The organism is Mesorhizobium sp. M1338 (assembly GCF_040318045.1).
Classification (GTDB): Bacteria; Pseudomonadota; Alphaproteobacteria; order Rhizobiales; family Rhizobiaceae; genus Mesorhizobium.
Genome location: NZ_JAMYLL010000009.1, coordinates 20,378 through 45,215, shown reverse-complemented (window position 1 = coordinate 45,215; position 24,838 = coordinate 20,378). Strand labels below are relative to the sequence as shown.

Here is a 24,838-nt window from a genome sequence, read left to right as displayed (position 1 = left end):
CGATCGCGGGCTGCAAAGCGTCCGCTAGCGCAGAGCCTCGCCCACAAGATATACCCCCAGCGCCATCAGCCCGACGAAGAACATCTTGCGGAAGGTCTCGACGCTCATCTTCTGGCGCAGCGCCTGGCCGGCGAACATGCCGGCCAGAGCCGGCGCCAGCGCTAGGATCGACCCCGCCAGTTGAGCCGTCGGCGATGCCAGAGCGCCGGTCCTGAACAGCCCGATGGCGAGCGCTGCCGTCGACACGGTGAAGGACAGGCCAAGCGCCTGGATCAGGTCTTCCCTCCCCAGCCGCAGCGATTGCAGATAGGGCACCGCCGGGATGACGAAGACGCCGGTGGCGCCGGTGACCAACCCGGTCGCCACGCCGACCAGCGGCGACGCCCACACTTCGTGGTGCACCGGCGTGATGAAGCCTGCCTTGGCGAGGCCGACAAGCGCATAAAGCACCAGCGCCGCGCCCAGCCCCGCCGAGGCCACGCCCGTATGCGTGCCGGTCAACAGGCCGGCACCGGCTACGGTGCCGAGCACAATTCCGGCCGTCATCGTCCATAGCCGCCTGCACAGGCCGCCAAAGGATGGCCCAGTCAGCAATTGCCAGAGATTGGTGACCAGCGACGGGATCAAAAGCAAAGCGGCGGCCTGCGCCGGCGGCATCGTCACCGCCAGCAATCCCATCGCCACGGTCGGCAAGCCCATGCCGACGACGCCCTTGACGAAGCCGGCTGTCAGGAAGACGGCGCCGATCCAGGCGAGGACGCCGGCGCTCAGCATGGTGGCATCTTCAGGGCGGGATCAGTCATGCAGCAGCATGTCCGTGGCGTCGGCATCCGGGCTGGCGGCCTCGGGTGTGGCTTTTGCCGGCGCGGCATCGCGGCTGACAGGAGTCGTCGCCGCGCATCTCTGCAAGCCGGGCTCCGCCCGCGCCATGGCAAAGCAGGCCACCGCAATTGCCAGCGCAATCGCCGCGCCTTCAAGAAGGCCGAACCGGCCCGATGCTCGTTCGCTCATCACAGACCTCTACGCAAAACTGTTTGACGAAGATCTCGGCCGATCACAATGTGGAAGTTGCGTTGCCAGCCTTCGTCCAGAGCGAAGGCTGGCGCAAGGAACCGACCGCCTCCCCCGGGGCGCCGGACCGTTTGCAGGAGCAAAAAAATGCGCTTCGATCTGGTCGATCTCCGGCTGTTCCTGCTGGTGGCCGAGCGTGGCAGCATCACCCATGGCGCCGAGCTTGCCGGACTGGCCCTGGCGTCGGCCAGCGCCCGCATCAAGGGCATGGAGGAGCGGCTCGGCGCGCGGTTGCTGGAGCGCCGCCGCCGTGGCGTGGTGCCGACGGCGGCCGGACAGGCGCTGCTGCACCATGCAAGGGCGGTGCAGAACCAGATCGAGGCGATGGCCGGCGACCTCGCCGCCTATGCCACGGGTCTCCGCGCCCGCGTGCGGTTGATGGCCAACACCGCCGCCACAGCCGAGTTGCTGCGCGACATCCTGCCTGCCTTCCTTGCCGCGCACCCCGGGATCGACATCGATCTCGACGAGCGCCCCAGCCACGAGATCGCGCAAGCCGTGGCCAGCGGCACGGCCGATCTCGGCATCGCCGCAACCTGGGCCGGTCTGTCGCATCTCGAGCAGAAACCGTTCTTCATCGATCGGCTGGTGGTGATCGCCGCGCGGAACTGGCCTGGTCTTCCAGGCTTGCGTGCAGCCAGTCTCAGCTCGGCGAGCCGTTCGTTGGCCTCAGCACTGGCCATGCGCTGCAGGAGCACATCGCCCGCCAGGCCGCCCGCCTTGGCGGCCATCTGCATTTTCGCGTCCGCGTGCCCGGCCTCGACAATGTCTGCCGGCTGGTCGCGCAAGGTGCGGGCATCGCCGTCGTGCCGGAAAGTGCGGCGCGCCGTTCGGCGCGGACGCTGCGCACATTGCGGCTGACCGACGACTGGGCGACGCGCCAGCTCAACCTCTGCGCCCGCCGCTTCGACGATTTAACGCCGCAGGCAAAACTGCTGGCGGCAGCGCTGGTCTGAAGCGGCGCCGCTATCCCCATCAACACTGAATCATTGCCTTGCATTTCAAAAATTCGTGACGTAGCTTGTTTGCACATTGGCAAAAAAATTGCCAAAGTTTTTTCCTTTTATGAAAGACGGGGACTTTGCGGGAACATCTCGATCTGACCGATCGGCGGCTGGTCAAACAGCTGTCGCAGGATGCACAGCCGGGCATCAACCGCATCGCCGAGATCTTGGCGATTTCGGTGCCGACGGTGCGCACGCGTCTGCGCAACCTGCTCGACCGCAACCTGCTCAAGATCGTCGGACTGCTTAACCTGACCGAGCGCCCCGAACTGATCTCGGCCATTGTCGGCATCAACGCCCAGGGGCGCGGCCGGGCCCGCGAGCTGGCGCAGCGTATCTCCGAACTGCCCTTCGTCAACTCGGCCTCGGTGGTCACCGGGCGCTTCGACATCATCGTCGATGTGACGGTGGCCGGCGACGTCGCCGATCTCTACCGCGTCACCAGCGAGCTGATCCCTGGCGCCGGCGAACCGGGCGAAGTCGTTCGCAGCGAGACCTTCGTCGTCATGGCGTCCTGCAACAAATGGGTCAGCCTGCCGGAAGGCTGCTGGTCGGACGATCGCAAGGAGCCGGCATGAAGGTCGCGGTTCTCGGCGGCCTCGGCCTGCAAGGCCGCGCGGCGATCGCCGACCTCGTCGCCAGCAACGGCGTCGAGGAAATCGTCTGCGTCGACACCGCAGCGGACGGCCCGGCCCGGCTTGCCGGCCTGACCGATCTTGCCCGCGTACGCTTCGTCGTGCCTGAAGGCGCGATCGGCCCGGCGCTGGCCAATGTACTTGATGATGTCGACGCCGTCATCGACCTGTTGCCGCAGCCATTGATGCACGAGGCGGTTCAGGCCGCGATCACCACCCGCACGCCCTTGGTCACCACAAATTACGCCAAGTCGATCGCCGACCTGGCGCCGGCCGCAGAACAGGCCGGCGTCTCGATCATGACCGAATGCGGGCTCGACCCCGGCATCGACCTCGTGCTCTACGCGCGCGCCGCCAGGCAGTTCGACTCTATCACAGCAATCGATTCCTATTGCGGCGGTATCCCCGAGCCGAAGGCGATGGCCAAACCACTGTGCTACAAGGTGAGCTGGAATTTCGACATGGTCCTGGTCAGCCAGAACCGCGACAGCGTGATGATCGAGGATGGCGAACGCGTCGCGGTGCCGGCCGGCCAGCAGCACGCCAATCCCTTCATCCATGAGATCGAAGTCGCGGGCCTCGGCAGGCTGGAAGCCTTCCCCAATGGCGATGCGCTGCATTATGTCGAGATGCTGGACGCAGCCAAGGGGTTGCGCCGCTCCGGCCGATACACGCTGCGCTGGCCGGGATGGTCGGCCTTCTGGGCGCCGCTGAAGGAACTCGGCTTCCTCTCCGAAGACAAGGTGCCTGGCACCTCCAACAGTCCGCGCGAATTCCTCGGCCGGCTGCTCGGGCCCCAATTGCAATATGGCCCCGGCGAAAAGGATCTTTGCGTGATGCGCAATGTCTTTTCCGGGCTCGAAGACGGCCGCGCCAAGACGGTGACGTCGGACCTGATCATCGAGCGCGACCTGGCTTCGGGCCTGTTCGGCATGAGCCTCGGCGTCGGCTATCCCGCCAGCATCGTGGCGCAGATGCTGGCGCGTGGCGAGATCACCAGACCCGGCTTGCTCAATCCGCTGCTCGATGTGCCTGACGAGCCCTTCTTCGACGAGCTTGCCAGACGCGGCATCAAGGTCACCGAAACGGTGGCCTGGGACTGAGGATTTTCGAACGGTGGCCGCCGCCGACAACGGCGCCGCCGCTCAAAAAAGCACCCCCAAAGGGTGAAAAATAACGAAGACGTGGAACAATAAAACAAGGAGGACTACCAAAATGAAGATTGCCAGACTTTTCATCGCCGGACTTGCGCTCGCTGGGCTCACCACTGCCGCCACAGCCGGAACACTGGACGACATCACCAAGCGCGGCGAACTGCGCGTCGCCGTGCAGACCCAGGGACCTCCCTTCTCACTGGTCGGCGCCAATGGCGAACGCACCGGCAGTTCGGTTGAACTCGCCGAACTGATGGCCAAGGAAATGGGTGTCAAGATCACCTTCCTCGACTTCGACTGGGACGGGCTGATCCCGGCGCTGCTTTCGGGCAAGGCCGACTTGCTGGTCGCCGACATGACGCCGACGCTGGCGCGCGGCATGAAGGTCGCCTTCACCACGCCTTACATGTATACGGGCAGCACCGTCTTCACCAAGGCCGACAGCAAGTTCAAGACCACCGAGGATTGCAAGGCCAAGGGCACCAAGATCGCCGTGCTGCTGGGCGCCACGGGCGAAAAGGAAGCCAAGACCGCCTTCCCCGATGCCGATATCAAGAGTTACAAGGGCGGCGGTCCGCTGCTGCTCGACGCCGTCAACAACGGCCAGGCCGATTGCGGCGTCAACGACATCTCGGCGGTCAAGGGCCAGTCGACCGCTTATCCGGCCGGCTCCTTCACCATCATGCCGGACCTTTTGTCGAAGGAACCGCTTGCCTTCGCCACCCGCTATGACGAGCCGGAACTGCTGGTCTGGATGAACCTGTTTCTCAACCAGGTCAGCATCGACGGCCGCCTGCAGAAGAACCTCGACTACTGGGTCAATTCCGACGCCTGGAAGAAAGACCACTGAGGAATTAGCAAGTAAGGGAGTAGCGAATAGGGAGTAGCGAGTAGGGAATGGCCGTTCCGGCCATGCTCTGCTGCTCCCTACTCCTCTACTCCTCTACTCCTTATTCGCTACTCGCTACTCGCTATTCGCTATTCGCCCTTCCCTCTTCACCGCCGCGCGCCCATGCTCGAAAATTTCAGCTTCCGCACCATCGTCGAATATCTGCCTCTGTTTGGGCAGGGCCTGATCACGACCGTCTGGCTGTCGGCGCTGTCCTTTGTCGGCGCGCTCATTGTCGGCATCGTGCTGTGCGCCATGAACCTGCAGCGCGGCTGGCTGTTTCGCGTGCCGGCCAAGGCCTATATCGACGCGGTGCGCGCCACGCCCTTGCTGGCGCAGCTCTATTTCCTCTATTTCGGCTTGCCCCGGCTCGGCTTCGTCCTGCCCGAACTGGTCGTCGGCATCCTGGCGCTATCGCTCAACAGCGGCGCCTATATCACTGAAATCATTCGCGCCGGCATCCTGTCGATCCCGCGCGGCCAGGTGGAAGCCAGCGTCGCCTCGGGCATGACCTATGTCCAGCGCATGCGCCTGGTCGTCCTGCCGCAAGCCTTCAAGGTGACGATCCCGCCGCTGCTCGGCCAGGCGATCGTGCTGGTCAAGGATTCCGCACTGCTGTCACTGATTTCGGTTTCCGAACTGACGCGCGCCGGCCAGCTGCTCGCCTCCGACCGCTTCATGCCGGCGGAAGGTTTTCTCACCATCGCCGCCTTCTACCTGCTGCTCTATTACGGACTGAAGGGACTGGCTGGCCTCTCCAGCCGCTGGCTCGGCACCGCGGGGGCGCGGACATGATCTGGCAACAGTTGCAAAGCCTCGCCGGCTCCTATCCACTGGCCCTGCGCGGCCTCGGCATGACCGTGGTGCTGTCGCTGATCAGCCTGGTGCTCGGCACCTCGCTCGGCTTCGGCCTCGGCATCCTGCGCACCGGCGGCAACCGGTTGATATCAGGCGCCATCGGCGCCTGGGTCGATCTGATCCGCGGCACGCCGTTCCTGGTGCAGATCTTCCTGATCTTCTTCATCCTGCCGGAGTTGGGCATCGAGCTCGACGCCTTCACCGCAGGCATCATCGCGCTGACCAATCTGGCCGCGTGCTTCATCTGCGAGATCGTCGCCGCGGGCATCCGCTCGGTACCGACCGGCCAGGTCGAGGCGGCACTCGCGTCGGGCCTGTCGCGCTGGCAGCGCATGCGCCAGGTGGTGCTGCCGCAGGCGATGCGCATCGTGCTGCCGCCGCTGGTCGGGCAGTATGTGCTGCTGATCAAGGATTCTTCCGTCGTCTCGGCGATCGGCCTCACCGACCTCACCCGCGTCGGCTGGCTGGTGGTGCAGCGTGTGCCGAACGGCCTCTTGGTCTTCTTCCTCGTTGGCGTCGGCTATTTCATCGTCTGCTATCCCCTGATCATGCTTGCCCGCCGGCTCGAACGCCGCATGGGTGCGGCGCATGGCGAGGTGCAGCTGTGACAGCGAATTCCAAAGGGCCAACAGCCATGAGCAACCCAAGCCTGACAAAAACCGGCATGATCGACTTTCGCGGCGTCAACAAATGGTTCGGCTCGCTCAACGTGCTGAAGGACATTACGCTGAGCGTCGAGCCGCGCGAAGTGGTCGTCGTTTGCGGCCCGAGCGGCTCGGGCAAGAGCACGCTGATCCGCTGCGTCAACGGCCTGGAGGCGATCAAGGACGGCGACCTCGTAGTCGACGGCCAGCGCCTCGGCGATCCCGCCACCAACATGACGCAGTTGCGCACCGAGATCGGCTTCGTCTTTCAGGCGTTCAACCTCTACCCGCACAAGACCGCGCTCGAAAACGTGACGCTGGCCCCCATCCATGTCCGCAAGATCCCGCGCGCCGAGGCCGAAAAGGCCGGCCGCGAATTACTGGCCAAGGTCGGGCTGGCCGACAAGGTCAATGCCTATCCGGCGCAGCTCTCCGGCGGCCAGCAGCAGCGCGTGGCGATCGCGCGCTGCCTCGGCATGCGGCCCAAGATCATGCTGTTCGACGAGCCGACCTCCGCACTCGACCCCGAGATGATTTCCGAAGTGCTCGACGTCATGGTGGCGGTCGCCGAGGAAGGCATGACCATGATGGTGGTGACGCACGAGATGGGCTTTGCCCGCAAGGTCGCCCAGCGCGTGGTGTTCATGGACGCCGGCGCCATTGTCGAAAGCGGCACGCCCGACGAGTTCTTCTCCCACCCCAAGACCGACCGCAGCCGAGCTTTTCTGAGCAAGATTCTCAGGCATTAAGGCGCGGTGTGGAGCCTGTCAGTCGATGGCTCTCTCTCGGGCGGCCGGTAACGATCCCACTGTTATCGTTGCTGAAAAGGCCAATATCCAGGGTGCGATTCACTGCCATTCCCGCCAAATCGCACGGATCTTGGTAGCAAACGCACTTCGCCCGTCACAGATGTCGTTCGATGTCCATTCGTTGATGCAGGATGCGGATGACATCTAGGATCATTTCGGATTGACGGAAGAAAACGAAGTGTTGACCGAGGGGATATTTGAAATAGTTCTCGCGCACTTCGGTGCGGCGGCCGTTTTTGACGCCGCTGGCCAAGGCCTCGATAGCACCGATCAGATCGTGGTGATACCGATCCGCTTGTTCAAGCGACCAGTGTTTGAACGTGTAGAGCCAGATATCTTCCAAGTCAGCTTCGGCGAGCGGTGAGAGTCGATATTGGCGGCTCTCATTTGGCATGCTTGGCCCGCATCTTCCTCAGGAATGCAGTGCTATCGAAGGCAACGGGTACGCCAGATTCCTCGCCGGCAATGAGTGCGTTTTGCAAGGCACGGACCTTGGCCTCATGCTCTTCGAGCAACCGCAGGCCTGCACGCACGACATCACTCGCCGAACCGTAACGGCCTGTCTGAACCTGCGTATCGATAAAGCCGGCGAAATGGTCGCCAAGGGAAACAGAGGTATTTCGGGACATGAGCTTCACCCTGAGGTAACGATGCAAACATATACCAAAAATTGGTATATGTCCATGTTGTGGCGCCCAGAAGGGGTAAGGTCCCGGTCGGTCGACGGACTCCAAATGGCAAGGGCGCGCCCGCGCCCTTAGAGTTCCCTAGTGGGATCGGCGCCGGCCGCGCCCCCAAAAAATGTCAAACACTACTCGGCCGCCTCATACCCGGCGATGCCCTTGATCTCCAAAAAATCCTCGAGCCCGTATTCGGCGTATTCGCGGCCATTGCCCGACTGCTTGTAGCCGCCGAACGGCAGGCCGGCATCCCACTCGGGATAGTTGATGTAGACATTGCCGGTGCGCATGCGCGCCGCCACTTCACGCGCCTTCTTCATGTCCTTGGCCTGGATGTAGGAGGCGAGGCCATAGACGGTGTCGTTGGCGGTGGCGATCACCTCGTCGACGCTGTCATAGGGCATGATCGTCAGCACCGGCCCGAAGATCTCCTCGCGGGCGATGCGCATGTCGTGGGTGACGTCGGCGAACACCGTCGGCCTGACATAGTAGCCGCGGTTGAGTTCGGCCGGACGGCCGGGGCCACCGGCGACCAGCGTCGCACCCTCGTCGATGCCGGCTTGGATCAGGTCCTGGATCTTGTCGAATTGGATCTGGCTGACCACCGGGCCGAGCTTGGTGCCCGCCGCATCGGCGGGGCCGACGGTGAATTTTTCCGCAGCCGCCTTGGCATAGCCGGCAGCCTCGTCATGGCGGTCGCGCGGCACGAACATGCGCGTCGGCGCGTTGCAGGACTGGCCGCTGTTGCTGAAGCAACTGGCGACGCCCTTGGTGACGGCGCTTGCGAGATCGACGTCTCCGAACAGGATGTTGGCCGACTTGCCGCCAAGTTCCTGATGCACGCGCTTGACCGTGTCGGCGGCGGCCTTGGCCACCAGGATGCCGGCACGGGTCGAACCGGTGAACGACATCATGTCGATGTCGGGATGGCTGGACAGCGCCTGGCCGACGCCCGGACCGTCGCCATTGACGAGGTTGAACACGCCCTTCGGTACGCCGGCCTCGTCGAGGATCTCGGCGAAGATGATGGCGTCGAGCGGCGCGATCTCGGATGGCTTCAGCACCATGGTGCAGCCGGCGGCGAGAGCGGGACCGACCTTGCAGGTGATCTGGTTGAGCGGCCAGTTCCACGGCGTGATCAGACCGACGACGCCGATCGGTTCCTTGACCACCAGATGGTTGCCCTTCACGTGGCGAAATTCGAACGTCTTCAGCACGTCCGCCATCTTCTGCAAATGCGCAAGGCCGATGCCGACCTGGCTGTCCAACGCCATCTGGCGCGGCGCACCCATCTCACGCGACACGGCAATCGCCAGATCGGGGCTACGCTTCTTGTAGATCGCGATGATGCGGTTCAGGAGCTCGAGCCGCTCGCCGACCTCGGTGAAACCAAAGCTGTTGAAGGCGCGCTTGGCGGCGGCCACCGCCTTGTCGACATCGGCCTTGGAGCCGAGCGATATTTGCGCGAAGGCATCCTCGTTCGACGGATCTATGACGTCGAACGTGTTGGGCACAACAGGATCGACCCACGCGCCATCGATATAGAACCGCAGATTGTGTGACATGGTTTCTCCTGGGGATGCACCGCGTGGCGGTACCGGCCGTCATATGTGGCTGGAGATAACGATGCACAAACGCCGCTGTCAAACGCAACCCCCGAAGTCGTTGAGCCAGTGCGTCAGTCGTTGAGCCAGGGCCAGCGGCAATCTGGCTGTTTGCGTCAGCCTGCCGATCGTTTGCTCATATAGACCGTCACGCCGTTCATGAACGGCTCTTCGCGGTCGATCGTATAGCAATGCTTTTTGTAGAGCGAGACATTGGCCTCGAACGCGCCATTGGTCAGCAGGCGAATCTCGAGGCGACCCGCTTCGACTGCCTTCTGCTCGGCCCGCTCGAGCAGCAGCCGGCCGATCCCCCTGCCCTGCTCATCCGGTGCGACGCAGACATTCTCGATCCAGAGGTGATCGTTGGTCAGGATGGTTTCGATCATCCGACAATGCCGCCATCCTCGACAGCGAGATCGAATGGATGCTCGGCAACGGCCTTGTCGTAATCGGTGCGCATCGGCAGCGGCTCGCGGCCGATGACCGGCACCCATTTGGCATAGGCGGCCCGCACGATATTCCTGATCGCGGCGGCATCCGCCGGCACGGCCGGCCGAAGCCGGATGGAAGAAACGATGGTCATGAAAGTGCTCCAGACATGAAAACCCCACCGGCTTATGTCGCGGGCGGGGCTGGAAACGAACGAACCGGATCTATTCCGCCGGCCTTTGTCGTCGCGCAATCAGCTTGCCGTTCCGCATGGTGCGGGGGCGGCGTCGCTTGTCGGTGGCGGGCGCGAGAACGAGCATGGCCTCAAGCTGAAGCAGGAAGCGTGGCGCTGTCAAGGCGCCGCTCGATCGATAGCGCGTCTCGCATCGGCAAAACGCGGTTCTGGTCCTCGCGCCTGTTGGGCATGGAATCGCTATATACTTTGCGCCAACGGCAATTTGATCGATGGAAAAATATGACCGGGACGCTGAACAAGACGGTGGGGATGGTTGCCATCCTGAACGCGAGTTCGCACAAAGCCAAATTTCAAACTGAGCCGCTCCCGCCCGATCCGGACACAAGCCTTGCGTCCTCAATACTTCCGCGCCGTCGGCCTAAAAGGATCTCGTTGATGTCGACCTCGTCAGGCTGGCTCATGGCGAACACCACCATCCTGGCGAAGGAATTGGCCGGGATGGCGACGCGGTCGTAGAGCGCGTGCTCGACCTATGGTGGGCTCCATGCCTGGAAAAGACCCGTCGCATGAATCCATGCGAACGCGACGCGCTTTAGGAGTCGGCCCCCCGTGGCACCAGCAGCGCAATCCATCTGGATTGAATCCGCCGTCGTTCTATCTTCCTGCTCGACCGAGACCTTTCCAAGGACGCCAGCACCGGAGCAATGCCGTGACCGACACCGACCTCGCCGACGCCTATCGCGGCTACATCGCTTGCCTCAACAATCAGGATTGGGCGCGGCTGCATCGCTTCGTCCATGACGAGGTACACTATAATGGCGACCGGGTCGGGCTGGCGGGTTACCAAGAGATGCTGGAGCGGGATTTCCGGGAAATTCCGGACCTCTATTTCGACATCCAACTGCTGATCTCGGATACGCCCTTCATAGCCAGCCGGCTCCAATTCAACTGCACGCCGATCGGAAACTTCCTCGGCCTGCCCGTCAACGGCAGGAAAGTCTCGTTCAGCGAGAACGTCTTCTATGAATTTCTGGATGACAGGATAAGGCACGTCTGGTCGGTGATCGACAAGGCGGCCATCGAAGCGCAGCTTTAGTCAAAGCTATCGTTCGTAAAAATCGATCGTTCTAACGAAAATAATTCGTTGGAAAGATTGGTTCTGGAATGGCATTCCTCCGGCATACCCACCCGGAGCATTACATTGTCTTCCTTTACCCACATCACGAACGATATTCCGAATAGCCTGATTTCCGCCGAGCTCGCCCAAGGACGAAAATCCCTCGACTGGAATGGCGTCGTCCCCGGAATCGTCTTGGTCGCGATGATTACAGCCGTCGCCTTCTCGGCCCGCAATGTCTCGGGCTTCGCTTTGTTCAGCCCGATGATAACAGCCGTCGTCGCCGGGATGATCTATTCCAACGTGCTCGGCACGCCTGCCCACGCCAAGGCCGGCATCGCGTTTTCGCAGCGCCGGCTCCTGCGCTTCGCCATCGTGCTGCTCGGCTTCCAGCTGACGCTTGGCCAGGTGGTGTCGATCGGCGCCGGCGGCGTCGGCATCGTCGCTGCCACGCTCGGTGCCACCTTCGTCTTCACCATCACGCTCGGCCGGCTGATCGGCGTCGACGCCAAGCTGGCGCGGCTGATCGCCGCCGGCACCTCGATCTGCGGCGCCTCGGCCATCGTCGCCACCAACATCGTCACCGATGCGCGCGACGAGGACGTCACCTATGCCGTCGCCTCGATCACTTTGTTCGGCACCGTCGCCATGCTCGGCTTCCCGCTCATGGCGCCGATGCTCGGCCTCGACCAGCACGCTTTCGGCCTGTGGGCGGGCGCCTCCATCCATGAGGTAGCGCAAGTCATCGGCGCCGGCTTCCAGAACGGCACCCAGTCCGGCGAGATCGCCACCGTCGCCAAGCTGACCCGCGTCGCCATGCTGGCGCCGATGGTCATCGCGCTCGGCCTGATGGCCCGCCGCAAAAGCAGCGGTCAGTCGGCAGCGCGGCCGCCCATGCCGTGGTTCGTCGCCGCCTTCGTCGCCGTCGTGGCGCTGAACAGCCTGGTCACCGTGCCGGCCGAGGTGAAGTCGGCAATGGCGCTCGCCACCACCATCATGCTGACCATGGGGCTGGCCGCCATGGGCCTGCAGGCAGACATTTCGCGGCTGCGCTCACGCGGCCTGCGCCCGCTGGCGCTCGCCTTCTCGGCCTTCCTGTTCATCGGCTGCTTCAGCCTGATGCTGGTGAAGTTCGCATGAGCATAATTCCGGGAGCCAAAGGCCCGGTCCGCGCAAGCGCGTTTGGGAATCAAAACCACATCGGCTAGGCTCCACTGCGTATCAGCATACGAGCCCCAACCGATCCATGCCGTTTGTTCCCTTGCCCTTCGTCGTCGCCCTGTTGCTGTTCATCCTGCTTTGGGTGGTCGCCAGGCGCGAGGATGAGTCGGCACCGAACCTGCCGTTTCTTGGCCTGATCCTGCTAGCCGCGCTGCAATCGGTGTTCACCGGACTGCGGTGGGGCTATGGCGTCGGCGAAGTCGGCTATGTCGCGCCCGTATCTGCCGCGATCATGCCGTCGCTGCTCTACGTCGGCGTCTCGAAGCTCATCCGCACCAGCGACCGCCGATGGCCGGCCCTTTTGGTGCTTCACGCAACGCCAGCCGCCCTCGTCCTCGTGCTGGTCCTCTTCTGGCGCGATGTGGTCGACGTGGCGCTGATATCAATCGAGTTCATCTACGCCGCCGCCATTCTCTGGCTGCTTCGCTCCGGCGCCGACGGCCTGCGTCTTGCCCCTTTCGACGGGGCGGTCCCGGCCTATCGGGCCATCGTTGCCGCGGCCGTGACGCTGTGCCTGTCGGGAATGGTCGACATGCTGGTGTCCTTCGAGGTTGCGTACGGGCAAAGCGCTCGCGCGGCGACCGTGATCGGTGTCGCCAATCTTTTCATCCTCATCTTTGTCGGCGTGGCGGCGGCGGCTGCCAGCCAAAGCCATGTGCCGATCAATGCCGCCGAGTTCGCCGAGGCTTCGTCCCCATCCGATGCCGGCAAAGATGCCGAGACGATCGCCAGGGTCAACGAACTGATGCAGGAGAAAAAGCTCTATCGCGACGCCAATCTCAACCTCAACCGCCTTGCCCGGCGTGCCGCAATTCCGGCACGGCAGATTTCGGCCGCGATCAACAGGGCCACGGCCAGGAACGTGTCGCAATATGTCAATGAGTACCGCGTCACCGAGGCTTGCCGGCTGTTGAGCGAGACCGATCAGTCGGTGACGGAAATCATGCTTGCGGTCGGATTCCAGACCAAGTCGAACTTCCACCGCGAATTCCGCCGCGTCACCGACATGACGCCGCTCGCCTGGCGCGACCGGAGCGCGCAATCGCCCGCGCTCGCGAGCGCCGTGAGTGGCTGAACCAGGAAGCGCCATTCCGCACTGAACGGTGCTCAATCGCGATAAAGCACGTCCTCGAACGCGATCGAGGTCGCGGGCTTCGCACCGATCCGCTGATATCGGGGCGTCAACACAGCAATCGAACATGACCGCCACTTGCCCGGACGCTGAGCCTCCGGGCTCGCCAGCCAAAGCCCGTGTTCGACAACGGAGATTTCAATGAAATTCTGGATCACGCTCTGTGCCATCGCTGTTTCCACGGCGCTGATGCAACACGCGGCCGACGCCGGCGACATTGTCGGCGTTCGTCAGCTTCCCGCCCCATCCAAGGAGCGCGGCATCGATCTCGATGTGACGGTCTGGTATCCGGCGCAACCGGGCGGTGAGATGGTTATATCAGGCGACACCGCGCTTTTCGTCGGGACTTCGGCCATGCGCGACGCGCCGATCGCTGGCGGAAAATTTCCGCTCATCCTGCTTTCGCACGGCGCCGGTCTGGCGGGGAACCCGCAAGCCCTGAGTTGGATCGCGACGCCCTTGGCCAGGCAGGGATTCGTCGTCGCCGCTCCCACACATCCGGGAAATACGGGGAAAAACAATTCCGCCGCCGAGACGATGAAACTCTGGTTGCGGCCCGCCGATCTCACGGCAACCCTGACCGCAACGGAGAAGAACGCCTTCTTCTCAGCGCATCTCGAGCAAGGCAAAGTGGGCGTCATCGGTCTTTCCATGGGCGGCAACACCGCGCTCGCGATAGCCGGTGCGCGCGTCGACCCGAAATTGCTCGCGTCCTATTGCGATACGGACCTGCTCAACGCTTCGCTTTGCGAATGGGTCAGGCAAAGCGGAGTCGATCTCCACGCCATGGATTTGCGGCCCGCCGGCCGTGACAACAGGGACGGGCGCATTCGCTTCGCCATGGCAATTGATCCCGCCCCCTCCGATGTCTTTGACACCAAAAGCTTTGCCGGCATCAACATTCCGGTCGACATCGTCAACCTTGGCCGGCCTGGCAAGATCCCCGCGACTGCCGACGCATCCGGGATCGCAAAAGCAATTTCAAAGGCGAGCTATGCGACGATCGAGGATGCAAGCCACTACAGCATGTTCGGTGAATGCAAACCCGGCGCCTCCGGCATCATCGTATCCGAAGAGATAGGCGACCCGGTGTGCGATGATGGTGCAGGACGATCGCGCGGTGAGATCCACACGCAGCTGATCGATATGGTGTCAGCGGCCTTCAACCGCGCGCTGAAGGCTGGGCCGTAGGTTCGGCCGCCTTGCAGTCAGGCCGCGCTTCAGTCCTCGAAAGAACTCGCCGCCACGTAGATCGCCGCCAGCGTCTCGATGCCGGCCTGGTCGGCCTTGTCGAAGCGGGCCGGCAGCGGGCTGTCGAGGTCGAGCACGCCGAAGACGCCCTGATCGTCCTCGAGCACCACCACCAGTTCCGAACGCGAGTCGGCGTCGCAGGCGATGTGGCCGGGAAAATCATGCACGTCCTTGATCAGCATCGAGGTGCCGAGCTCGACCGCCGTTCCGCACACGCCCTTGCCGACGGCGATGCGCACGCAAGCCGGCTTGCCCTGGAACGGCCCGAGCACCATTTCCTCGTCCGATTGCAGGAAATAGAACCCCGCCCAGTTGAGGTCCGGCACCATCTGGAAGATCAGCGCGGCGGTGTTGGCGGCATTGGCGATCGAATCGCGCTCGCCCTCGAGCAGCGCCTTCAGTTGGGTGGCGAGGTCGCGGTAGAACGCGGCCTTGTCCGAGGTGTCGATGGCCTTGGCCGTAAACATGAACTTGTCTCCGTATCGAGGATCGCGGCTTCGCACAGGTCGCTTGCCAAAGTCCGGCAAGCCCCGCGCCCAACGACCACCGGAACAACCTAGCGTGAATCCCGGTCAAAGCCAGCAGAAGCGCATTCAACTGATAGTCCGGGCTCGTGTGCCGCCCCCTGCCTTCAGCAGCATCGCGCGGCACCGGCCACCGTATTCACGGCGAACCTTGCGACGGTCACTGATACCCGACGTTGCAGCCGACGAGCGGATCCACGTCATTTAACAGAACTTCCATTTAACAAGCAGAAGCTAATTTAAAATATTCTGTCGCGCAAACATCACAGGCTTGCCTTTCCTTGCCAACATTAGCGATTTGGTAGTCCTCCCGAATATAGGTCTATTGCGGGGCGAAGTTCTGCGTCGTAAAAAATCAGAAAAATGAGTCGGGGCGGCGGCCTCGGATATTAGGGGCCATACCGATGTTCGCCACGCATATCCGTTCCGGCCGCAAGCCGGCCGTATCGCTCCGTTCCAGCGCTTCTGTCATTACGATCCTTACTGTCGCCCTTGCGCTGAGCGCCGCGCCCGCTTGGGCTGATGGCGGCAATGGCAGCGGCGCAGGTGCTGGACAGGGAGGCGTTGACGGCGCGCCCGCAAGTGCCACAGGTCAGAATGCCGCCAATGGCGCGACCGCCGGTGGCGGCGGCGGCGGCGTTGACCTCACAACGGGCAACGGCGCTCCAGGAGGATCGGGAGGAACCTCGACGACATTTGGCGACCCAAACGGCGTTCCCGGTGCGACCGGTGCTACGGGCCAGGTCATTTCCACAAGTGGGACTATCTCCACCAGCGTCAGCGGTGGGACCGGCGGTGCTGGTGCCGCTGGCGTGGGCGGTACCGCCAGGGGCGGTGGCGGTGGCGGTGGCGGTGTCGGCGTCAGTGCCACGGCGGACAGTATCGTCACCAGCGGCGGATCGGTGACAGGTGGCACCGGCGGCGTTGGGGGCACTAACTCCAATGGCGGTGGCGGAGGTGGTGGCGTCGGTATGTTTTCGTCAGCCAATGTAATCGTCGAAGCCGGCGGCAGCGTCAGGGGCGGCGTTGGCGGCCGCGGCACCTCGCAGGGCGGCGGTGGCGGTGGCGGTGCTGCCATCGTCCTGACCGGTGGCGGAACGATAGAGAACAGCGGAAATCTGCTTGGGGGAACAGGCGGAAGAACCATCACGGGCGGCGGTGGCGACGGCGGAGCCGGTGTTCTGTTGCTGTCGGGCGGAACCATCATCAATGCGTCAGGGGCGACGATCATTGGCGGGACTGGTGGTCAGGGCGGGACAGCCGGTGATGGCGGCGCGGGGATCAAGGGCGCCAACATCGCCATCATCAATGCGGGCACGATCAGCGGCGGCGCCGTCGGTGCAGGCGGCGGAACACCGATAGCCGGCAAAGCCATCGAGTTCACCGGCGGAGTCAATTCGCTGGAGATTCAGGCCGGCTCGACCATCACGGGCAATGTCGTTGCCTTCAGCTCCGCCGACACTTTCAAGCTGGGCGGCGATACCAGCACCAGTTTCGCTGTGTCCCAGATCGGCGCTGGCGCCAAATACGACGGGTTCGGGTTTTACGAGAAGACAGGGAACAGCACCTGGACGCTGACAGGGACGACGGCCGCCATCACGCCGTGGACGCTGAGCGGCGGCATCCTACAAATATCGAGCGACAGCAATCTGGGTAATTCGAGCGGCGGCTTGACCTTCAATGGCGGCACGCTGCAAACCACCACCAACATCACCAGTGCCAGGACCGTCACGCTGACCGGCAGCGGAACGTTCCTGACCGATCCCGGCACGATCCTCACGCTGAGCAATGTCATCTCCGGCGCAGGCGTTCTCACGAAAGCCGGCGACGGCACGCTGGTTTTGACGGGCGCCAACACCTACACTGGCGGCACCTCGATCACCGCCGGCACGCTGGTCGGCAATGCGGCTTCGATCCGTGGCGACATCGGCAATGCCGGCACTGTCGTGTTCGACCAGACGGCGGACGCCAGCTTTGCCGGCGATATCTCCGGCACAGGCGCGATGGTGAAGGACGGCGTCGGCACGCTGACGCTTGCAGGCACCTCGCTGCTCGATTGGACCATCGACCAGGGTGGCCTCGTCTCGGCGGCCGAGCGCTTCGGCGGCGATGTCTCGATCGGCGCGGGCGGCTCCTTGACCTTCGACCAGACGGCCAATGCCAGCTATGCCGGCGTGTTCTCGGGCGCCGGCACTTTCGTCAAGGATGGCCAAGGCACGCTGGTGCTCGCCTCGGACAACTCGGCATTTACCGGCGCCACGTCGGTCAGCGGCGGCACGCTCGCCGCGGGCGCGGCCAAGGCGTTCAGTTCCTCCTCGCAGTTCTCCGTCGCCTCTGGCGCCACGCTTGACCTTGCCGGCACCTCCCAGACACTTGCCGGTTTGACCAACGCCGGAACGGTGCGCATCGCCGGCGGAGGTCTCGGCAATACGCTGACCATCAGCGGCGATTATGTCGGCGATGGCGGCACCGTCGTCCTCAACACCGCGCTCGGTGCCGACGGTTCGGTGACCGACATGCTGGTTGTCGCAGGCGGCACATCGGGGACGGGTACGCTCCAGGTCGCCAATTTCGGCGGCGCGGGAGACCAAACGCTCGAAGGCATCAAGATCGTCGATGTCGGCGGCGTTTCGAACGGAACCTTCGCGCTCAAGGGCGACTACACCTTCGAAGGCGACAAGGCGGTCGTCGGCGGCGCCTATGCCTACAGGCTCTACCAGGGCGGCACGAGCACACCAACCGACGGCGACTGGTATTTGCGCTCCGCGCTGATCGATGGTGGCGGACCCGGAACTCCGCTCTATCAGGCCGGCGCGCCACTCTACGAGGCCTATGCCGGTACATTGCAGAGCTTCAACCAACTGAGCACATTGCAGCAGCGGCTCGGCAACCGCTCACGGACCATCGAAGCGCAAGGCGCCGACGGGGTCTCCGATGATGTGAAGGCGGAGGCCGGCATAGGGTTGTGGGGCAGGATCGAAGGCACCAGCGGCTCCTACGATCCGCAAAGCTCCGCCACCGCAACGACTTACGACACCTCGACCTGGAGGCTGCAGACCGGCGCCGACATGCTTTTGTCCGACAGCGCGGCCGGTCGGCTCATCGGCGGCGTTGCCTTCCAGTATGGCACGGTGTCCGCCGATGTGTCGTCGGTGTTCGGCAGCGGGTCGATCGATACGACCGGCACCGGCGTTTCCGGCTCGCTGACCTGGTACGGCGCGGAGGGCTTCTACCTCGACGGCCAAGCACAGGTGATCTGGTACGACAGCAATCTCGACTCGGCGACCGCCGGACAGCGGCTCGCCGACGGCAACAACAGCGTCGGCTACGCGCTCGGCGTCGAAGCGGGCAGGCGCATCATGCTCGACCCGAGCTGGTCGCTGACGCCACAAGCTCAATTGGCCTGGTCCTCCGTCGACATGGATGCCTTCACCGATACCTTCGGCGCAAGGGTTACCCCCGGATCCAACGACAGCCTGCTCGGCCGCCTCGGCCTCTCGCTCGACCACCAGACGCAGTGGCAGGACCGCACGGGCCGCGCCGGCCACATGAACCTCTACGGCATCGCCAACCTCTATTACGACTTCGGCGATGGCTCGTCGGTCGACCTCGCCGGCAGCAGCCTTTCGAGCCGCAACGAGCAGCTCTGGGGCGGCATCGGCATCGGCGGCACCATCAACTGGGCCGACGACAGGTTCTCGGTGTTTGGCGAAGCCGTCGCCCGAACGGGCCTGGAAGACTTCGGTGATAGTCACGCGCTGACCGGCTCGCTGGGCTTCCGCGTCAAGTGGTGAGTGATGCTGCCCTGTCCGACAGCACGGCACGTCCATCGAACCGTGCTGCCTTGATCAAGAAGGCAAGTCCATCAGCCGGCGGGTTTGTACGCGCCGGCGGCCTTGTTGGCGGCCGCGAGCACTGCCTTCATGTCGAGCTCTTCCAGTACGACCATGTCGGTCAGCGAGCCGCTCGCTCGCACCGCGAGGGACATGCCAATCCCGGCTGACTGGTCCGGCACCTCGCCATTGACGACGACGTCATAGATGCCGCGCGTGAACATCATGCTGGTCACCTTGCCGCCAACGCTTTCAAAAAGCGCCTTGACCGCGGCTTGCCTGTCCGAGCCTTGCATCAATCCTTTGGCGGCATGAGGCGCATAGTTTGCTAAAATAGTCACTTTCATGGGTATTTCCTCCAAATGTCACTGTCTCGTGGCTGCTCCATAATTCGAGCGGCACGGAGTGATTTTTTCGGTAACGAACGCAGGCGCCCTTGGACGCGTTGGCGGCCGAGGGCCCGCTGCCCGTGAAATATGCGCCTTAGCTAATATAATGACAATACTAGACAGGCCGATAGCAGCCACCGGGATTGCGGAGGTGATCGGCTGGATCTCGGCTCAGCCAATGGCATCGAGCTCGGGCCGGAAAGTGGCGGCGGCGCCGCAGCTTCACATCGGGCGTTTGGGCTCGCTCTTTGATGGCGTCGCCGTGTTGGAATCAGATTTCTTGTGCTTGTCGGCGGCAATCCTGCGGATGCGGTCGAAGCGGCTTTCCTCGGTTTTTTCGGTCGTGACGACCGTCTCTGGCTTCCGCACGAACGTGATCATGGATCCGTCTCCTGGGCTAGAGGCCTGCACGCCGGGAGAAAACACCCCCGGCGGTAGCTATCCAGGCTCCATTGAAGAGCCGGGGTGGCTGATTCAGGTCAGGTCTGAAAGGTGGCTTTTATGAAGCCACCTTCGCAGGCCGACTGAATCTTTAGTAGCCGCCCATGCCGCCGCCGCCACCGCCTGCCGGGGCAGCTTCTTTCGGCGGAATGTCGGTGATCATCGCTTCGGCGGTGATCAGAAGGGCCGCGATCGAGCCGGCATCCTGCAGCGCGGTGCGCACCACTTTCGCCGGATCGACGATGCCTGCCTTGATCATGTCGACATAGACCTCGTTCTGGGCGTCGAAGCCCTGATTGTGGTCCTTGCTGTCGGTGAGCTTGCCGACGACGATCGAGCCTTCGACGCCGGAATTCTCGGCGATCTGGCGGATCGGCGCTTCGAGCGCCCGAAGCACGATCGAGATGCCCGCGGTGACATCGGCGTTGGCGCCATTCAAGCCGGCCAGTGCCGACCTGGCACGCAGCAGCGCCACGCCTCCGCCAGGCACGATGCCTTCTTCAACCGCGGCGCGCGTTGCGTTCAGCGCGTCGTCGATGCGGTCCTTCTTTTCCTTGACTTCCGACTCGGTGGCGCCGCCGACGCGGATGACGGCAACGCCGCCGGAGAGCTTGGCCAGCCGCTCCTGCAGCTTTTCCTTGTCGTAGTCGGAGGTCGTCTCCTCGATCTGGCCCTTGATCTGGGCGACGCGCGCCTGGATGGTCGCCTTGGTGCCGGCGCCGTCGATGATCGTGGTGGTGTCCTTCTCGATCAGCACGCGCTTGGCACGGCCGAGCATTTCGATGGTGACGTTTTCGAGCTTGATGCCGAGGTCCTCGGAGATCATCTGGCCCGATGTCAGCACGGCGATATCTTCCAGCATCGCCTTGCGGCGATCACCGAAGCCCGGCGCCTTGACGGCCGCGACCTTGAGGCCGCCACGCAATTTGTTGACGACCAGCGTGGCGAGAGCCTCGCCTTCGACGTCCTCGGAGATGATCAGCAGCGGCCTGCCGCTCTGCACCACCGCTTCGAGGATCGGCAGCATCGCCTGCAGATTGCCGAGCTTCTTCTCGTGGATGAGAATGTAGGGCTCTTCCAGCTCGACGCGCATCTTGTCGGCATTGGTGACGAAATAGGGCGAGAGATAACCACGGTCGAACTGCATGCCTTCGACGACGTCGAGCTCGGTGTCGGCGGTCTTGGCTTCCTCGACGGTGATGACGCCGTCATTGCCGACCTTGTCCATCGCCTTGGCGATCATCTCGCCGACGCTGGCATCGCCATTGGCGGCGATGGTGCCGACCTGTGCGATCTCGGCCGACGACTTGACCTTCTTGGCGCGCGCCTGGATTTCCTTGACCACGGCGGAAACCGCCTGGTCGATGCCGCGCTTGAGGTCCATCGGGTTCATGCCGGCGGCGACCAGCTTGGCGCCTTCGCGCAGGATCGAGGCGGCCAGCACCGTGGCGGTGGTGGTGCCGTCACCGGCCAGGTCGTTGGTCTTCGAGGCCACTTCGCGCACCATCTGCGCGCCCATGTTCTCGAACTTGTCGGCAAGCTCGATTTCCTTGGCGACGGTGACGCCGTCCTTGGTGATGCGCGGCGCGCCATAGGCCTTGTCGATGATGACGTTGCGCCCCTTGGGGCCGAGCGTGACCTTCACCGCATTGGTGAGGATTTCGACGCCGCGCAGCATGCGGTCGCGCGCATCGGTGGAGAATTTGATTTCCTTGGCAGACATAATTTTTATCCAGTTCGGTTGAGAACGGCAGAGCCCTGCCCTCCATGATCAATGCTCGGAGCGCACCCCGAAGGATGCATGGCGCTCCAGTCAGGCGGCCTTCTTGGCCTCGACGGCCTTCTCGATGACGCCCATGATGTCGGCTTCCTTCATGATCAGAAGGTCCTCGCCGTCGATCTTGACCTCGGTGCCCGACCATTTGCCGAACAGGATGAAGTCGCCGGCCTTGACGTCGAGCGGAACAAGCGCGCCATTTTCATCGCGTGCGCCAGGTCCAACGGCGATGACTTCGCCTTCCTGCGGCTTTTCCTTGGCATTGTCGGGGATGATGATACCGCCTTTGGATTTGATATCGCCTTCGGCGCGACGAATGACGACGCGGTCGTGGAGTGGCCGAAATTTCATGGGAACTTTCTTTCTGGGGCCGGCACAGGCGGCCACGCCCCCTTTCTATAAACGCATTGGCACTCGATAGATAGGAGTGCCAAAAATTATTCGCACCCGAAATTAAATATTCAAAAGTATTATTTCGGCAGCTGGTTTCGTGATATCCGCAGAGTGTCAAATAATTCAAAAGATTGAATTTTGCCGATCGAGTGCCTATTTATCGGACGAGTTCACTTTCACGATTTCAGGTACAAGGGAGATTTCTTCGATGGCCGAAGGCAATCAGACGATCATGGAAAAAGCCGAAGCCCGCTTTGTCGACAAGCAGAAAAAGACAGCGGAGAAAAACAAGGCAACCGCCGAATACATGTCCGAAGCGAGGGCGCGGGAGATCAAGACGGCAAGGCTGAGGGAGTTGCGGCTGGCCAAGGAAGAGGCCGACCGCGTCGCCGAGGCCCTCAATCCGACGCCGAAGAAGAAGCGGGTGACCAAGAAAGCCACGGAGGCCAAGACATGAGTCTCACCTTCCCCAACCGCAGCCGCAGCTATGACGAGGCCGGCCAGCGTATCCGTTTCGTCGGACATGACGGCATGTTCCAGATCTCCTTCTCCGTCGCCGCCGACGCCATGGCCAAGATGCGGCCGGGAGCCGCGGCCGATGAAGCCGGCTACCTCGCCACATTCGACACCGAGAGCAACACCATCCGCGAGGTGGCATCGAAGGCCTACGGCCGCACCCACAAGAGCATGTATGTGCTGACGGCGGCCGATTTCGGCTGATCAGCCTCACGGGAATCCTCGATTTGAGGTGCGGCGGGCTTCTTGCGGCGGCGAAATGCTGTCCTGACGCAATGGCCGCTACGGATCAGGGCTTGCGCTCGGCCCGCTCGCGGCGTTTGACGTCGCGGACATTCATCTGCATGACCATGTCCTCGGCCTCACGCGGGCCCATTCCGACCATCACCTTTTGCCGGACAACGGCAGGCTGGCCGGTGAAGACGTCGATGATGCTCCAGCTCTGGGGAAGCTCCATGCGCAGCGTGTAGCGGTTGGCCATCCCGATCAGCCCTGCATCATGAAAAACACGGCGCCCAGGATCAGCACCGTCCAGGCAATGACCGACAGTTTCAGCACCATGCCGCCATGCGCGGCCAGAAGCTCCCGCAGGCGCGGCACGACACCCGCCGGCCGGGCCGGCGCCGCCGCGAAGGCGACAGGAGCCTTGAGGCCAAGTTTTCCAAAGACAGGCAGCAGCGACGGTTCACGCACGAAAATGACCTCGAATGTCGGGAAGAGCGGAGCAAAGGATGCTCACGCCCCTTCCATAGCACTCTTTTCGCGAGCGCTGTGCATGCCAAGTGAAAAATAGGCGCCAACGACTGCATCGGTGGAAGAGGCGCAGGCCCGGTCGGCGAAGCTGTACGGCAACAACCGCCAGCCCTCAGGCCGCGGCGCTGCGGCCTCTCACGCCGGCCTCGACCTTGAAGATGCGGAACGTGTTGCGCCCTGCCGCCTTGGCGGCATAGAGCGCGGTGTCGGCCTGCGTGAACAGATCGCCGGACGCGCCTGCTTCGATGAAGGCGATGCCGACCGAGGCGCCGAGCCCGAGCGATTGGCCGCAGGCCGCGACCGGCTTGCCCATCGCCTCGATGATGCGACGCGCCAGGCTGGAGACAGCACCGCGGTCGAGATGCGGTCCAAGCAGCACCGCGAACTCGTCGCCGCCGACGCGCGCCACCAGATCGGCCTCGCCGCAGCCGGCGGCAAGCCGCTTCGCCGCCTCCTTCAGGCACTCGTCGCCGACGACGTGGCCGAACGTATCGTTGACGGCCTTGAAGCCGTCGAGATCGACCAGGAGCAGCGCGCCGAGCGGGCGGCCCTCGTCTGCATGCGCCAGCCGCGCCTGGAAGCGGCAGCGGTTGGCCAGCCCGGTCATGACGTCATATTCGGCGAGATAGCGCATCCGGTCCGACAGGATCTTCTCCTCGGTGATGTCCTGCTTCATGCCGAAGATGCGCACGGGAACGCCCGCCTCGCACTCGACGGTCGCGGTGATGCGGATCCAGCGGCTGCGGCCGGCGAAAGTGGTGATCTCGGCATCGAGATTGAAACCGCTGCGCTCGGCGATCGCGCGGCCGCGCATCGTCTCCAGCGCCTTGCGCGACTCCGCCGGGTAGCATTTGATGATCTCCGAGCGATCGAGCACTGCGCCACGCGGCAGGTCGAACAGGTCATAGACCACGTCGGTCCATGCCAGCTGCTCGTCGGGCAGGCTGCATTCCCACACGCCGAGGCGCGCTGCGACCGAGGCGCGGTCGAAGATCTTGCGGCTGTGCGCCAACGAGAGCTCCTGCCTGGCGATCAGTGCCGCCTGCGCGGCGAGCTCCGCCTTGAGCCGAGCGATGGTGGCGACGGCGCGGTGTCGTTCGTCGGAACTGTCGTGCCCCGCGCGCCTGCCGGGCTGCGCGGCCCGCGCCGGGCCTTTCGGACTGTAGGGCGTATCGGACATGGCGAGGCTCTGCTGTCTTGGCGGGAGACCACCATGGCGCGCAAGCGATTAACACTTCGCTGATGATGGGCTGCTTCGCCGGAACCGGACTGCGTATCCGCCGACAATTTTGGACGAGCCCATCAATCGTTGAAGTTGGCGCCGCCCCTCACCCGCCTGCCGGGCGTTCGGGCGATGGGGCAAATGCCAGAACCTGACGCGATTGCCCTGACCCAAACCACTTTTCCCCTTGAACGACCTCCCGATCTGGCCTAGCCTTGACTTGAGAAAAGGTTTTTCCAAACAGTTCCGATCAGGCTTGGCCATGTGCCGGGTCTTTTTCGGGCCTTAAGAGAAAA

30 protein-coding genes and 1 pseudogene are annotated in these 24,838 nt (G+C 63.4%); 15 read left to right on the top strand and 16 right to left on the bottom strand.

Annotated features, from left to right (window positions below; all coding sequences use genetic code 11):
• Positions 1 to 24: 24 nt before the first annotated feature.
• Together NKH19_RS11605 and NKH19_RS11600 are read right to left on the bottom strand one after the other, a co-directional pair.
• The gene (locus NKH19_RS11605) at positions 25 to 774 is read right to left on the bottom strand and encodes a sulfite exporter TauE/SafE family protein (protein ID WP_352871429.1); all 750 of its coding nucleotides are present in this window, start codon (positions 772 to 774) and stop codon (positions 25 to 27) included.
• A gap of 21 nt (positions 775 to 795) precedes the next feature.
• Complete coding sequence (locus NKH19_RS11600) at positions 796 to 1,011, bottom strand: hypothetical protein (protein WP_352871428.1); 216 nt, start codon at positions 1,009 to 1,011, stop codon at positions 796 to 798.
• Between the two features lie 48 nt (positions 1,012 to 1,059).
• On the opposite strand from NKH19_RS11600, the pseudogene NKH19_RS33535 reads away from it, so the two are divergent.
• The 8 genes and pseudogenes from NKH19_RS33535 to NKH19_RS11565 all read left to right on the top strand — a co-directional run.
• Positions 1,060 to 1,626: pseudogene (locus NKH19_RS33535) on the top strand (LysR family transcriptional regulator); the annotation flags it as partial.
• Complete coding sequence (locus NKH19_RS33530; protein WP_502910914.1) at positions 1,608 to 2,027, top strand: LysR substrate-binding domain-containing protein; 420 nt, start codon at positions 1,608 to 1,610, stop codon at positions 2,025 to 2,027. The pseudogene NKH19_RS33535 and the gene NKH19_RS33530, both read left to right, overlap by 19 nt.
• A 125-nt stretch (positions 2,028 to 2,152) precedes the next feature.
• On the top strand, positions 2,153 to 2,653 hold the full coding sequence (locus NKH19_RS11590; RefSeq protein ID WP_027035297.1) for an Lrp/AsnC family transcriptional regulator: 501 nt from the start codon (positions 2,153 to 2,155) through the stop codon (positions 2,651 to 2,653).
• Positions 2,650 to 3,813 (top strand): saccharopine dehydrogenase family protein, encoded by a 1,164-nt coding sequence (locus NKH19_RS11585; RefSeq protein WP_352871424.1) that lies wholly within the window; start codon positions 2,650 to 2,652, stop codon positions 3,811 to 3,813. The genes NKH19_RS11590 and NKH19_RS11585 overlap by 4 nt, the downstream gene beginning before the upstream one ends.
• Positions 3,814 to 3,925: 112 nt before the next feature.
• Positions 3,926 to 4,714 (top strand): ABC transporter substrate-binding protein, encoded by a 789-nt coding sequence (locus NKH19_RS11580; protein WP_352871423.1) that lies wholly within the window; start codon positions 3,926 to 3,928, stop codon positions 4,712 to 4,714.
• Between the two features lie 162 nt (positions 4,715 to 4,876).
• The gene (locus tag NKH19_RS11575) at positions 4,877 to 5,548 is read left to right on the top strand and encodes an amino acid ABC transporter permease (protein ID WP_352871422.1); all 672 of its coding nucleotides are present in this window, start codon (positions 4,877 to 4,879) and stop codon (positions 5,546 to 5,548) included.
• On the top strand, positions 5,545 to 6,219 hold the full coding sequence (locus NKH19_RS11570; protein WP_352871421.1) for an amino acid ABC transporter permease: 675 nt from the start codon (positions 5,545 to 5,547) through the stop codon (positions 6,217 to 6,219). Before NKH19_RS11575 ends, NKH19_RS11570 begins: the two co-directional genes overlap by 4 nt.
• Before the next feature lie 26 nt (positions 6,220 to 6,245).
• The gene (locus NKH19_RS11565) at positions 6,246 to 7,004 is read left to right on the top strand and encodes an amino acid ABC transporter ATP-binding protein (protein ID WP_502910908.1); all 759 of its coding nucleotides are present in this window, start codon (positions 6,246 to 6,248) and stop codon (positions 7,002 to 7,004) included.
• Positions 7,005 to 7,158: 154 nt separating this feature from the next.
• Here NKH19_RS11565 and NKH19_RS11560 read toward each other — a convergent pair whose 3' ends face one another.
• From NKH19_RS11560 to NKH19_RS11540, 5 genes are all read right to left on the bottom strand, one after another.
• Complete coding sequence (locus NKH19_RS11560) at positions 7,159 to 7,458, bottom strand: type II toxin-antitoxin system RelE/ParE family toxin (protein WP_352871420.1); 300 nt, start codon at positions 7,456 to 7,458, stop codon at positions 7,159 to 7,161.
• The gene (locus NKH19_RS11555; protein ID WP_352871419.1) at positions 7,448 to 7,693 is read right to left on the bottom strand and encodes a type II toxin-antitoxin system ParD family antitoxin; all 246 of its coding nucleotides are present in this window, start codon (positions 7,691 to 7,693) and stop codon (positions 7,448 to 7,450) included. The genes NKH19_RS11560 and NKH19_RS11555 overlap by 11 nt, the downstream gene beginning before the upstream one ends.
• A 182-nt stretch (positions 7,694 to 7,875) precedes the next feature.
• Positions 7,876 to 9,309 carry an aldehyde dehydrogenase family protein gene (locus NKH19_RS11550; RefSeq protein WP_352871418.1) on the bottom strand — a complete coding sequence of 478 codons (1,434 nt, stop codon included), beginning with the start codon at positions 9,307 to 9,309 and terminating at the stop codon, positions 7,876 to 7,878.
• A gap of 155 nt (positions 9,310 to 9,464) precedes the next feature.
• Positions 9,465 to 9,734, bottom strand: coding sequence for a GNAT family N-acetyltransferase (locus NKH19_RS11545; RefSeq protein ID WP_352871417.1), 270 nt, complete (start codon positions 9,732 to 9,734; stop codon positions 9,465 to 9,467).
• The gene (locus tag NKH19_RS11540) at positions 9,731 to 9,931 is read right to left on the bottom strand and encodes a GNAT family N-acetyltransferase (RefSeq protein ID WP_352871415.1); all 201 of its coding nucleotides are present in this window, start codon (positions 9,929 to 9,931) and stop codon (positions 9,731 to 9,733) included. The genes NKH19_RS11545 and NKH19_RS11540 overlap by 4 nt, the downstream gene beginning before the upstream one ends.
• 751 nt (positions 9,932 to 10,682) lie before the next feature.
• On the opposite strand from NKH19_RS11540, the gene NKH19_RS11535 reads away from it, so the two are divergent.
• The 3 genes from NKH19_RS11535 to NKH19_RS11525 all read left to right on the top strand — a co-directional run bounded on the left by NKH19_RS11535 (position 10,683) and on the right by NKH19_RS11525 (position 13,386).
• On the top strand, positions 10,683 to 11,069 hold the full coding sequence (locus NKH19_RS11535; RefSeq protein ID WP_352871414.1) for an ester cyclase: 387 nt from the start codon (positions 10,683 to 10,685) through the stop codon (positions 11,067 to 11,069).
• A 105-nt stretch (positions 11,070 to 11,174) separates the two neighbouring features.
• Positions 11,175 to 12,230 (top strand): YeiH family protein, encoded by a 1,056-nt coding sequence (locus tag NKH19_RS11530; protein WP_352871413.1) that lies wholly within the window; start codon positions 11,175 to 11,177, stop codon positions 12,228 to 12,230.
• Between the two features lie 106 nt (positions 12,231 to 12,336).
• Entirely contained in the window at positions 12,337 to 13,386 is a 1,050-nt protein-coding gene (locus NKH19_RS11525) for a helix-turn-helix domain-containing protein (RefSeq protein ID WP_352871412.1), read from the top strand.
• Between the two features lie 32 nt (positions 13,387 to 13,418).
• Here the strand turns inward: NKH19_RS11525 and NKH19_RS11520 are convergent, their stop codons facing one another.
• Positions 13,419 to 13,613: a hypothetical protein gene (locus tag NKH19_RS11520; protein WP_352871410.1), complete on the bottom strand. Its 195-nt coding sequence runs from the start codon at positions 13,611 to 13,613 to the stop codon at positions 13,419 to 13,421.
• On the opposite strand from NKH19_RS11520, the gene NKH19_RS11515 reads away from it, so the two are divergent.
• The gene (locus NKH19_RS11515; RefSeq protein ID WP_352871409.1) at positions 13,585 to 14,634 is read left to right on the top strand and encodes an alpha/beta hydrolase family protein; all 1,050 of its coding nucleotides are present in this window, start codon (positions 13,585 to 13,587) and stop codon (positions 14,632 to 14,634) included. The two genes, NKH19_RS11520 and NKH19_RS11515, sit on opposite strands and share 29 nt — an antisense overlap.
• A gap of 29 nt (positions 14,635 to 14,663) precedes the next feature.
• Here NKH19_RS11515 and msrC read toward each other — a convergent pair whose 3' ends face one another.
• Positions 14,664 to 15,161, bottom strand: a complete 498-nt coding sequence (gene msrC, locus NKH19_RS11510; protein ID WP_352871408.1) for a free L-methionine (R)-S-oxide reductase MsrC — start codon at positions 15,159 to 15,161, stop codon at positions 14,664 to 14,666.
• A gap of 461 nt (positions 15,162 to 15,622) precedes the next feature.
• Here msrC and NKH19_RS11505 point away from each other — a divergent pair, with 461 nt between their 5' ends.
• A complete protein-coding gene (locus NKH19_RS11505; RefSeq protein WP_352982117.1) occupies positions 15,623 to 19,012 on the top strand; it encodes an autotransporter outer membrane beta-barrel domain-containing protein in 3,390 nt (1,129 codons plus the stop codon).
• 71 nt (positions 19,013 to 19,083) lie between these two features.
• Here NKH19_RS11505 and NKH19_RS11500 read toward each other — a convergent pair whose 3' ends face one another.
• From NKH19_RS11500 to NKH19_RS11485, 4 genes are all read right to left on the bottom strand, one after another.
• On the bottom strand, positions 19,084 to 19,398 hold the full coding sequence (locus NKH19_RS11500) for a GYD domain-containing protein (RefSeq protein WP_352870516.1): 315 nt from the start codon (positions 19,396 to 19,398) through the stop codon (positions 19,084 to 19,086).
• Positions 19,399 to 19,662: 264 nt separating this feature from the next.
• Positions 19,663 to 19,821 (bottom strand): hypothetical protein, encoded by a 159-nt coding sequence (locus tag NKH19_RS11495; RefSeq protein WP_352870515.1) that lies wholly within the window; start codon positions 19,819 to 19,821, stop codon positions 19,663 to 19,665.
• 151 nt (positions 19,822 to 19,972) lie between these two features.
• Positions 19,973 to 21,604, bottom strand: coding sequence for a chaperonin GroEL (groL, locus tag NKH19_RS11490; RefSeq protein WP_352870514.1), 1,632 nt, complete (start codon positions 21,602 to 21,604; stop codon positions 19,973 to 19,975).
• A 90-nt stretch (positions 21,605 to 21,694) separates the two neighbouring features.
• A complete protein-coding gene (locus NKH19_RS11485) occupies positions 21,695 to 22,009 on the bottom strand; it encodes a co-chaperone GroES (protein ID WP_352870513.1) in 315 nt (104 codons plus the stop codon).
• Between the two features lie 250 nt (positions 22,010 to 22,259).
• Between NKH19_RS11485 and NKH19_RS11480 the strand changes: the two genes are divergently transcribed.
• Together NKH19_RS11480 and NKH19_RS11475 are read left to right on the top strand one after the other, a co-directional pair.
• Positions 22,260 to 22,508: a hypothetical protein gene (locus NKH19_RS11480; protein ID WP_023760015.1), complete on the top strand. Its 249-nt coding sequence runs from the start codon at positions 22,260 to 22,262 to the stop codon at positions 22,506 to 22,508.
• On the top strand, positions 22,505 to 22,771 hold the full coding sequence (locus tag NKH19_RS11475) for a DUF1488 family protein (RefSeq protein ID WP_352870512.1): 267 nt from the start codon (positions 22,505 to 22,507) through the stop codon (positions 22,769 to 22,771). The genes NKH19_RS11480 and NKH19_RS11475 overlap by 4 nt, the downstream gene beginning before the upstream one ends.
• 85 nt (positions 22,772 to 22,856) lie before the next feature.
• Here the strand turns inward: NKH19_RS11475 and NKH19_RS11470 are convergent, their stop codons facing one another.
• From NKH19_RS11470 to NKH19_RS11460, 3 genes are all read right to left on the bottom strand, one after another.
• Complete coding sequence (locus tag NKH19_RS11470) at positions 22,857 to 23,048, bottom strand: hypothetical protein (RefSeq protein ID WP_352870511.1); 192 nt, start codon at positions 23,046 to 23,048, stop codon at positions 22,857 to 22,859.
• A gap of 5 nt (positions 23,049 to 23,053) precedes the next feature.
• A complete protein-coding gene (locus tag NKH19_RS11465; protein ID WP_352870510.1) occupies positions 23,054 to 23,260 on the bottom strand; it encodes a hypothetical protein in 207 nt (68 codons plus the stop codon).
• A gap of 172 nt (positions 23,261 to 23,432) precedes the next feature.
• Positions 23,433 to 24,500 (bottom strand): diguanylate cyclase domain-containing protein, encoded by a 1,068-nt coding sequence (locus NKH19_RS11460; protein WP_352870509.1) that lies wholly within the window; start codon positions 24,498 to 24,500, stop codon positions 23,433 to 23,435.
• Positions 24,501 to 24,838 lie beyond the last annotated feature (338 nt).

Coding starts and splice junctions, on each gene's coding strand:
- NKH19_RS11605 (WP_352871429.1), bottom strand. CDS start 774: ATGCTGAGCGCCGGCGTCCTCGCCTGGATCGGCGCCGTCTTCCTGACA.
- NKH19_RS11600 (WP_352871428.1), bottom strand. CDS start 1,011: ATGAGCGAACGAGCATCGGGCCGGTTCGGCCTTCTTGAAGGCGCGGCG.
- NKH19_RS11585 (WP_352871424.1), top strand. CDS start 2,650: ATGAAGGTCGCGGTTCTCGGCGGCCTCGGCCTGCAAGGCCGCGCGGCG.
- NKH19_RS11580 (WP_352871423.1), top strand. CDS start 3,926: ATGAAGATTGCCAGACTTTTCATCGCCGGACTTGCGCTCGCTGGGCTC.
- NKH19_RS11575 (WP_352871422.1), top strand. CDS start 4,877: ATGCTCGAAAATTTCAGCTTCCGCACCATCGTCGAATATCTGCCTCTG.
- NKH19_RS11570 (WP_352871421.1), top strand. CDS start 5,545: ATGATCTGGCAACAGTTGCAAAGCCTCGCCGGCTCCTATCCACTGGCC.
- NKH19_RS11565 (WP_502910908.1), top strand. CDS start 6,246: ATGAGCAACCCAAGCCTGACAAAAACCGGCATGATCGACTTTCGCGGC.
- NKH19_RS11560 (WP_352871420.1), bottom strand. CDS start 7,458: ATGCCAAATGAGAGCCGCCAATATCGACTCTCACCGCTCGCCGAAGCT.
- NKH19_RS11555 (WP_352871419.1), bottom strand. CDS start 7,693: ATGTCCCGAAATACCTCTGTTTCCCTTGGCGACCATTTCGCCGGCTTT.
- NKH19_RS11550 (WP_352871418.1), bottom strand. CDS start 9,309: ATGTCACACAATCTGCGGTTCTATATCGATGGCGCGTGGGTCGATCCT.
- NKH19_RS11545 (WP_352871417.1), bottom strand. CDS start 9,734: ATGATCGAAACCATCCTGACCAACGATCACCTCTGGATCGAGAATGTC.
- NKH19_RS11540 (WP_352871415.1), bottom strand. CDS start 9,931: ATGACCATCGTTTCTTCCATCCGGCTTCGGCCGGCCGTGCCGGCGGAT.
- NKH19_RS11525 (WP_352871412.1), top strand. CDS start 12,337: ATGCCGTTTGTTCCCTTGCCCTTCGTCGTCGCCCTGTTGCTGTTCATC.
- NKH19_RS11515 (WP_352871409.1), top strand. CDS start 13,585: ATGAAATTCTGGATCACGCTCTGTGCCATCGCTGTTTCCACGGCGCTG.
- NKH19_RS11520 (WP_352871410.1), bottom strand. CDS start 13,613: ATGGCACAGAGCGTGATCCAGAATTTCATTGAAATCTCCGTTGTCGAA.
- msrC (WP_352871408.1), bottom strand. CDS start 15,161: ATGTTTACGGCCAAGGCCATCGACACCTCGGACAAGGCCGCGTTCTAC.
- NKH19_RS11505 (WP_352982117.1), top strand. CDS start 15,623: ATGTTCGCCACGCATATCCGTTCCGGCCGCAAGCCGGCCGTATCGCTC.
- NKH19_RS11500 (WP_352870516.1), bottom strand. CDS start 19,398: ATGAAAGTGACTATTTTAGCAAACTATGCGCCTCATGCCGCCAAAGGA.
- NKH19_RS11495 (WP_352870515.1), bottom strand. CDS start 19,821: ATGATCACGTTCGTGCGGAAGCCAGAGACGGTCGTCACGACCGAAAAA.
- groL (WP_352870514.1), bottom strand. CDS start 21,604: ATGTCTGCCAAGGAAATCAAATTCTCCACCGATGCGCGCGACCGCATG.
- NKH19_RS11485 (WP_352870513.1), bottom strand. CDS start 22,009: ATGAAATTTCGGCCACTCCACGACCGCGTCGTCATTCGTCGCGCCGAA.
- NKH19_RS11480 (WP_023760015.1), top strand. CDS start 22,260: ATGGCCGAAGGCAATCAGACGATCATGGAAAAAGCCGAAGCCCGCTTT.
- NKH19_RS11475 (WP_352870512.1), top strand. CDS start 22,505: ATGAGTCTCACCTTCCCCAACCGCAGCCGCAGCTATGACGAGGCCGGC.
- NKH19_RS11470 (WP_352870511.1), bottom strand. CDS start 23,048: ATGGCCAACCGCTACACGCTGCGCATGGAGCTTCCCCAGAGCTGGAGC.
- NKH19_RS11460 (WP_352870509.1), bottom strand. CDS start 24,500: ATGTCCGATACGCCCTACAGTCCGAAAGGCCCGGCGCGGGCCGCGCAG.